The following is an 8,289-nucleotide window of genomic DNA, read 5'->3' as shown; positions in this document are numbered from 1 at the left end:
AGACAGTTGGCTCACTCCCACAGGTTCTGTTCAATCAACAGACTTCACACCTGAACCGGCATTCATCCGCCACACAACCCACGTTTCAAACTCTGGAGTACAATGCGCGCCACCGTGATTTCGCTCAAAAAGGTGCGTCATGCAGCCCTTCGCTATTGCTCCGTCGATTCTCTCTGCCGACTTCGCCCGACTGGGGCAGGAAGTCGACAATGTCCTGGCCGCTGGCGCCGACATCGTTCACTTCGACGTCATGGACAACCACTACGTCCCCAACCTGACCATCGGCCCAATGGTGTGCGCAGCGTTGCGCAAGTACGGCATTACTGCCCCGATTGATGTGCATCTGATGGTCAGCCCGGTCGACCGCATCGTTGGCGACTTCGTCGAAGCGGGCGCGACCTATATCACCTTTCACCCGGAAGCGACCCAGCACATCGACCGCTCCCTGCAACTGATCCGCGAAGGCGGGTGCAAATCCGGCCTGGTGTTCAACCCGGCGACCCCTCTGAACCTGCTCGAATACGTCATGGACAAGGTCGACATGATCCTGCTCATGAGCGTGAACCCAGGCTTTGGCGGTCAGAAATTCATCCCTGGCACCCTCAACAAACTGCGCGAAGCGCGCGCGTTGATCGATGCGTCCGGTCGTGACATCCGTCTGGAAATCGACGGTGGCGTCAACGTCCAGAACATCCGCGACATCGCCGCGGCGGGCGCCGACACGTTCGTTGCAGGCTCGGCCATCTTCAATGCACCCGATTACAAAGAAGTCATTGAAAAAATGCGTGCAGAACTGGCGTTGGCGCGCTGATGAGCGGCTTCGAGCAGCTGTTTCCGGGTCGTCTGCCCAAACTGATCATGTTCGATCTGGATGGCACACTGGTTGACTCGGTGCCGGACCTGGCCGCAGCTGTGGACAAAACCCTTCATCAACTCGGACGCGCGCCTGCGGGCATCGAGCGCGTGCGGGACTGGATAGGCAATGGTGTGCGCGTGTTGGTACGCCGGGCGCTGGCCAACGACATGGACCATTCTTCGGTGGACGAAGCGTCCACCGAAGCAGCGCTTGCGATCTTCATGGAGGCCTACGGCGATAACCATTCGCTGACCCGCGTCTACCCTGGCGTACGCGAAACCCTGAAGTGGCTGCAGAAGCAGGGCGTGGAAATGGCCCTCATCACCAACAAGCCGGAACGTTTCGTTGCGCCGCTGTTGGACGACATGAAACTCGGCCGCTTCTTCCGCTGGATCGTCGGCGGCGACACCTTGCCACAGCAGAAACCTGACCCGGCGGCGCTGTTTTTCGTGATGAAAATGGCCGGCGTTCCAGGCTCGCAATCGCTGTTCGTGGGTGACTCGCGCAACGACGTCCTCGCGGCCAAAGCAGCCGGCGTGGCGTGCGTGGCTTTGAGCTACGGCTACAACCACGGTCGGCCAATTGCCGAAGAGTCTCCGGCGCTGGTGATCGACGATTTGCGCAAATTGATTCCCGGTTGCTTAGATCTTGGGGCTGAGATAACGTTGCCCGACGTTGAACCCCCCTCCTTTAGAGAATCCATCGTGGTGGTCACTCGCAAACTCTGGATGAAAGTCATGAAGGCCCTGGCCCGCTGGCGTTGGCGCGCCTGACCTGAATCTGGCCGGACGTCCGGCACGTTTGCACACCTGACCGTTTTACCTCAGACCACGAGGCTGATGATGACCCGCGAAGAATTCCTGCGCTTGGCCGCTGAAGGCTACAATCGCATTCCGCTTGCTCTCGAAACCATTGCCGACTTCGACACCCCGCTGTCGATCTACCTCAAGCTCGCCGACGAGCCCAACTCCTACCTGCTGGAGTCAGTGCAGGGCGGGGAGAAATGGGGCCGTTACTCGATGATTGGCCTGCCATGCCGCACGGTGCTGCGCGTGCATGACCACACCGTCAGCGTGACCCACGACGGCGCCGAGATCGAGCGTCTGGACGTCGAAGACCCGCTGGCCTTCGTCGAGACGTTCAAGGCTCGCTACAACGTACCCACCATTCCCGGCTTGCCGCGCTTCAACGGTGGTCTGGTGGGTTACTTCGGCTATGACTGCGTGCGTTACGTCGAACCGCGTCTGGGCAAGAGCCCGAACCCGGACCCCATCGGCGTACCGGACATCCTGCTGATGGTCTCCGATGCGGTCGTGGTGTTCGACAACCTCGCGGGCAAGATGCACGCCATCGTGCTGGTCGATCCCTCGCAGCCCGAGGCTTACGAAGGCGGACTTGCGCGCCTCGAAGCACTGATGGAAAAACTGCGTCAGCCGATCACGCCCCGTCGCGGTCTGGACCTGACGCGTCCGCAAGCCGCAGATCCGGTCTTTCGGTCGAGCTTTACCCAAGGCGATTATGAAAAAGCCGTCGACACCATCAAGGAATACATCCTGGCGGGCGACTGCATGCAGGTGGTGCCGTCGCAGCGCATGTCCATCGACTTCAAGGCCGCGCCGATTGACCTCTATCGCGCATTGCGCAGCTTCAACCCGACGCCCTATATGTACTTCTTCAACTTCGGCGACTTCCACGTCGTCGGCAGTTCGCCAGAGGTATTGGTGCGCGTCGAAGACAACCTGATCACCGTGCGCCCGATCGCTGGCACTCGCCCTCGCGGCGCGACCGAAGAAGCGGATCGCGCGCTGGAAGTCGATCTGCTGTCCGACGACAAGGAAATCGCCGAGCACTTGATGCTCATCGACCTGGGCCGCAACGACACCGGCCGCGTCTCGGAAGTGGGCTCGGTGAAGCTGACCGAAAAGATGGTCATCGAGCGTTACTCCAACGTGATGCACATCGTGTCCAACGTCACCGGTCAGCTGAAAAAAGGGCTGACGGCGATGGACGCGCTGCGGGCGATCCTGCCAGCTGGCACCCTGTCCGGCGCGCCGAAAATCCGTGCAATGGAAATCATCGACGAGCTGGAACCTGTCAAACGTGGTGTGTACGGGGGCGCGGTGGGGTATTTCGCCTGGAACGGCAACATGGACACCGCCATTGCGATCCGTACTGCAGTGATCAAAAACGGTGAGCTGCACGTTCAGGCCGGTGGCGGCATTGTGGCCGACTCGGTGCCCGCCCTCGAATGGGAAGAAACCCTGAATAAACGCCGCGCGATGTTCCGTGCAGTGGCCTTGGCGGCGCAAACGCCGGAGGCGTGATCGTCGACCTGTCGCCGCACAATCGTGCGGCGGACACGGTTTTTCTGTAGGAGTGAGCTTGCTCGCGATCGGGGCCGATGGTTGACACATTTATTGCCTGACACGACGCCATCGCGAGCAAGCTCACTCCTACAGGTCTGATGGTTGTTAGAAATCCAGGCTCAACGCCAGATTCACCCCCTGCTGTGTGACGTCATCATTCTTGCGCCAGTTGTAACCGGCCCGCAGCGTCAGGTCCGGCGCGAGCTTCTGGCTCAGTCCGATACTCGCCCGATTCAAACTGCGCTGCGGCTCATAGCCCTGCAGATTGAAATCGACCCCCGGCACGCTGTTCAGCGCGATAGTCACGTCCTGTTGATCGGTGTCGAACTCCCGCTCGTGGGCCACTTCGCCGAACAGCTGCGTCTGCGGCGTGACCTCGAACTTGCCTTGCAGGCCTGCGCCGAGTCGTTTCGAACGGCGCGTCTGATCGTCGTAGTTGAGGGCCGTCGCGCGGCTGCTGTTTTCCGCATAGCCGTCGACCTCGACATGGGAATAGTCGGCGCTGATGAATGGCGAGACATGCCAGCGGCTGTGTTGCTCGGCCAGATCGAAACCCAGTCGCCCGCTGAGTGCCCAGAGATTGCCACCGGTGTCGCCTTTTTCTGCGCCTTCGCTGACGCCCAGCGCGAACTTGCGCTTGAGGTTGTCGTAATCGAGCTTGCCCCCTGAGGCGGCCACGTCAGCCCACCAATGATTCGCCTGATATTGCACGAACGCAGTAGCGATGTAGCTGCTGAGCTTGTAGTCCGAATCCCGTGGACCCGCTTCAAGCGTCTGGCGATAAGCCCCGGCGACCAGACCCGCGCGCCATTCCTCGGCAAATCGATAGCTGCCCCCGATGGTCAGGTTGTAGCCGTGGCCGTCGCCGCTGGCGGAGTTGCTTTGCGCGTCGAAGTCCAGTTTCTGACCGCCTCCTGCGACGATGGCTCGCCATTCCCCGACGTTCTGCCAATTGCCCCAATCTGCCAGCCATTGGCTGCGCAGTTCATCCTGCTGTGCGCGCAACGTGCCGTTGGCCATTTCCGGCAACAGCGTGATTTCCCAAGGGGCCGACAGAATCGAATACCCATAGTCGGCAATCAGGCGCTGACCCGCGACGGTCGGGTGCACGCCGTCGTTGAACAGCAGCCTGGTCGGATCAGGCGATGTACCGTTGATGCCGTAAACGCTGTTGGCGCGGCAACCGTTGCCGCTGAAACATGTGCCTACCAGATTCTGATCCGCTGCCAGGCCGAAGCGGGCAGGGCTGTCGAGCACTTCACGCACCAGCCCCGGCACGTTCAGGGGAATGACTTCGGCATTGATCTGCCCCAGACGGCTGACCAACTGCTGATTGAACACGCCGCTGAGCAGCGACGAGGGTCCTTGCAGAAAGGTGCCGGACACAGCGGGCGTCTGGCCGATATCCGGCAACAGCCAGACCATGATGTAACGCGCCCCTGCCTGGGACAGCGCTTGCGCCCCGTCGGCGAGATTGTTGGCCGCGCTGATGGCCTGGGCGGGGCTGATCACGCGTCCCTGCAAGAAGTCGTTGCCCCCGCCCGTGAGGTAATACAGCGCATTCGGATCGGCGCGGAAGTTGTTCTGTGCGAGATACCCCGGCCGCGTACGAAACACCGTGGTTACGCCGGTCGACGTGTCAGTGTTCGCCACTTGGGATTGCGTGGTGATGGCCGAGAGGATCTGATCCGTTCGGTCGCCACCCACCGCCCAGTTGTTGCCATCCGCCAAGCCCTGTGCCGCGCGGACCGGCGAGGTCGAGGCCTGCAAGTCGCCGGGCGCAACCCCCAACATGCCCCCGAGCAGTGTCGAGGAATTCAGGCCAAAGGTTTCGCCACTGCCGTTCTGGAACGTAGGGCCTGTGCGATTGGTGAAGCGCAACGTGGCGCCTGGAGGCCCGCCCGCATCAGGGAATTGCCCGGCGTCGGCGAGGCTGTCGCCGAACACGATCATTGTGGAATAAGGGGAGGAGGCCGCAGCGGCGGAGGAGCAGGCGAGTGACAGCAGGCAGGCCGCAAAAGGCCGGCGCAGAGTGGGTTTCAGCATCGAGAGGTCCCTTCTTGTTTTAGCGTGCTGTATCAGAAGGTAGCAGCCTCACTACGAGAAGGCCTGCCGTGGATCAATCGAATGTCCCATTCTGTGTCGACGTCGAGCTTTGGATCTGCTGCTTGCCAAGCCCGAAATGCCGCCAAAACGCGTTCAAGACCTGCCACCGGGCCACTACGATATTGCGCCACATGCGGCGGTACGCTACTGTGCGGCAACGTATGAACGAGACCTTTCCTGTGTCGATTGTCAGCAGCTTCTTGATGCGCGTTATCAAGGCTCACGCCCGTTGGCGTTGGCGCGCCTGACTATTTCCCCGCCGGCCTTGCCGGACCTGTATTGATATGCCTTCTGTACCTTTGTTCTGTGCCGTTTCGCCGGACAAGCGCCTGCGACTCATCTGTGCACAACTGCGGGTATCGAAAACGGAAGGCCACCCTAGAAGTCAGTTCAAAAGGTTAAGCGCAAAATGCTGCTGATGATCGATAACTACGACTCTTTTACTTATAACGTCGTGCAGTACCTGGGCGAGCTGGGCGCCGACGTCAAAGTGATCCGCAACGACGAAATGACCGTCGCCGAAATCGAAGCCCTGAATCCCGAGCGCATCGTGGTCTCCCCGGGGCCGTGCACGCCCAATGAAGCCGGGGTTTCTATCGACGTGATCAAGCACTTCGCTGGCAAGCTGCCGGTGCTCGGCGTTTGCCTGGGTCATCAGTCCATCGGACAGGCGTTCGGTGGTGACGTGGTCCGCGCCCGCCAAGTGATGCATGGCAAGACCAGCGATCTCATCCACGAAGACAAAGGTGTCTTCGAAGGCCTCAAACATCCGCTGACCGTCACCCGCTACCACTCGCTGGTGGTCAAGCGCGAGACGCTGCCCGACTGCCTGGAAGTGACCGCATGGACCCAGCGTGAAGACGGCTCGGTCGACGAAATCATGGGCCTGCGTCACAAGACATTGAACGTCGAGGGGGTGCAATTTCACCCTGAATCGATCCTCTCCGAGCAGGGCCACGAGCTGTTCGCCAACTTCCTCAAGCAGACCGGCGGCACGCGTCAGGGTTAAGGGCATTTCAACTATGGCAATGGACATCAAAACGGCGCTCGGCAAGGTCGTGAATCAACTGGACCTGACGACCGACGAAATGCGCGACGTGATGCGTGAAATCATGACCGGTCAATGCACCCAGGCGCAGATCGGCGCGTTCCTGATGGGCATGCGCATGAAGAGCGAAACCATCGACGAAATCGTCGGCGCGGTGTCGGTGATGCGTGAGCTGGCCGATCAGGTCGAGCTCAAATCGCTGGATCGCGTGGTCGACATCGTGGGCACCGGCGGCGACGGCGCGAACATTTTCAACGTCTCCACGGCGGCCTCGTTGGTCATTTCAGCAGCTGGCTGCACCGTCGCCAAGCACGGCAACCGTGCGGTTTCAGGTAAAAGCGGAAGCGCTGATCTGCTGGAAGCGGCGGGCGTGTATCTCAACCTGACGCCGGTTCAGGTGGCGCGCTGTATCGACGCTGTCGGTATCGGTTTCATGTTCGCCCAGACCCATCATCAAGCAATGAAGCACGCGGCAGGTCCGCGCAAGGATCTGGGTCTGCGCACGCTGTTCAACATGCTCGGCCCGCTGACCAACCCGGCAGGCGTGAAGCATCAGGTCATCGGCGTTTTCACTCAGGCGTTATGCCGTCCACTGGCTGAGGTGCTACTGCGCCTCGGCAGCAAGCACGTATTGGTGGTGCATTCTCAGGACGGCCTGGATGAATTCAGCCTGGCCGCCCCGACGTTCGTCGCTGAGCTGAAGAACGGCGCAGTCACCGAATACTGGGTGCAGCCGGAAAACCTGGGCATGAAGAGCCAAAGCCTGTTTGGGCTGGTGGTGGACAGCCCGCAACAGTCACTGGATTTGATCCGTGACGCTTTGGGTCGTCGCAAGACTGAAAACGGTCAGAAAGCTGCGGAAATGATTGTGCTTAACGCGGGCGCAGCGCTCTATGCTGCTGATCATGCTTCGACGTTGAAAGAGGGCGTGGAGTTGGCCCACGACGCGCTGCACACTGGCCTCGCGCGCGAGAAGCTGGAAGAGCTGGGTGCGTTTACCGCGGTATTCAAACAGGAGAATGAAGGATGAGTGTGCCGACGGTACTGGAAAAGATTCTGGCCCGTAAGGCCGAAGAGGTCGCGGCCCGACGAGCCAGCGTCAGCTTGTCCGAGCTGGAAACGCTGGTCGCCACTGCCGATGCGCCCCGTGGGTTTGCCCAGGCGCTGATTGAGCAAGCCAAGCGCAAGCAGCCTGCGGTCATCGCCGAGATCAAGAAAGCGTCCCCCAGCAAAGGCGTGATTCGCGAGAACTTCCAGCCCGCTGAAATCGCCAAGAGCTATGAAGCGGGGGGCGCAACGTGCCTGTCCGTGCTCACTGACATCGACTTTTTTCAGGGGGCGGACGCTTACTTGAAGGAAGCCCGTAGCGCGTGCGCGCTGCCGGTCATTCGTAAAGACTTCATGATCGACCCGTATCAGGTCGTCGAGGCTCGGGCGCTGGGTGCCGATTGCATCTTGCTGATCGTTTCTGCGCTCGATGACGTGAAAATGGCCGAGCTGGCCGCAGTCGCCAAAGCCAACAACCTCGATGTGCTGGTCGAAGTCCATGACGGCGAAGAACTGGACCGCGCGCTGAAAACCCTCGACACACCGCTGGTCGGCATCAACAACCGCAACCTGCACACCTTCGACGTGAGCCTCGAAACCACGCTGGACTTGCTGCCGCGCATCCCGAGGGATCGTCTGGTCATCACCGAAAGCGGCATTCTCAACCGGGCCGATGTCGAGCTGATGGAAATCAGCGACGTGTATTCCTTTCTGGTCGGCGAAGCGTTCATGCGCGCCGAAAAGCCGGGCGTGGAGTTGCAGCGGCTGTTCTTCCCGGAGAAGGGCACCCCTGCGATCAAGTCCAGCACGCTGGATTGACGGAAAAGTGCGGAGTTCGGCAGACCGCTTCTCTGTAGGAGTGAGCT

At 60.6% G+C, this 8,289-nt stretch carries 7 protein-coding genes; 6 read left to right on the top strand and 1 reads right to left on the bottom strand.

All coding sequences use genetic code 11. From position 1 onward, the window contains the following. Nucleotides 1–139: 139 nt before the first annotated feature. The 3 genes from rpe to trpE all read left to right on the top strand — a co-directional run bounded on the left by rpe (nt 140) and on the right by trpE (nt 3,180). The gene (gene rpe / locus B3N48_RS08970) at nt 140–811 is read left to right on the top strand and encodes a ribulose-phosphate 3-epimerase (protein ID WP_296182258.1); all 672 of its coding nucleotides are present in this window, start codon (nt 140–142) and stop codon (nt 809–811) included. Then, on the top strand, nt 811–1,629 hold the full coding sequence (locus B3N48_RS08965; RefSeq protein ID WP_296182255.1) for a phosphoglycolate phosphatase: 819 nt from the start codon (nt 811–813) through the stop codon (nt 1,627–1,629). Before rpe ends, B3N48_RS08965 begins: the two co-directional genes overlap by 1 nt. Nucleotides 1,630–1,698: 69 nt before the next feature. After that, nucleotides 1,699–3,180 (top strand): anthranilate synthase component I, encoded by a 1,482-nt coding sequence (trpE, locus tag B3N48_RS08960; RefSeq protein WP_296182254.1) that lies wholly within the window; start codon nt 1,699–1,701, stop codon nt 3,178–3,180. 147 nt (nt 3,181–3,327) lie between these two features. Here trpE and estP read toward each other — a convergent pair whose 3' ends face one another. After that, entirely contained in the window at nt 3,328–5,268 is a 1,941-nt protein-coding gene (gene estP / locus B3N48_RS08955) for an esterase EstP (RefSeq protein ID WP_296182250.1), read from the bottom strand. 469 nt (nt 5,269–5,737) lie between these two features. On the opposite strand from estP, the gene B3N48_RS08950 reads away from it, so the two are divergent. From B3N48_RS08950 to trpC, 3 genes are read left to right on the top strand one after another with little or no spacing between them, the layout of a single operon-like run. Then, entirely contained in the window at nt 5,738–6,337 is a 600-nt protein-coding gene (locus tag B3N48_RS08950; RefSeq protein WP_296182247.1) for an aminodeoxychorismate/anthranilate synthase component II, read from the top strand. 19 nt (nt 6,338–6,356) lie between these two features. Next, the gene (gene trpD, locus B3N48_RS08945) at nt 6,357–7,406 is read left to right on the top strand and encodes an anthranilate phosphoribosyltransferase (protein WP_296182262.1); all 1,050 of its coding nucleotides are present in this window, start codon (nt 6,357–6,359) and stop codon (nt 7,404–7,406) included. Then, nucleotides 7,403–8,242, top strand: coding sequence for an indole-3-glycerol phosphate synthase TrpC (gene trpC, locus B3N48_RS08940; RefSeq protein ID WP_296182244.1), 840 nt, complete (start codon nt 7,403–7,405; stop codon nt 8,240–8,242). Before trpD ends, trpC begins: the two co-directional genes overlap by 4 nt. The last annotated feature ends 47 nt before the right edge of the window (nt 8,243–8,289 follow it).

This window comes from Pseudomonas sp. UBA1879 (assembly GCF_002338065.1).
Classification (GTDB): domain Bacteria; phylum Pseudomonadota; class Gammaproteobacteria; order Pseudomonadales; family Pseudomonadaceae; genus Aquipseudomonas.
This window is presented reverse-complemented; position numbering and strand designations above follow the sequence as displayed.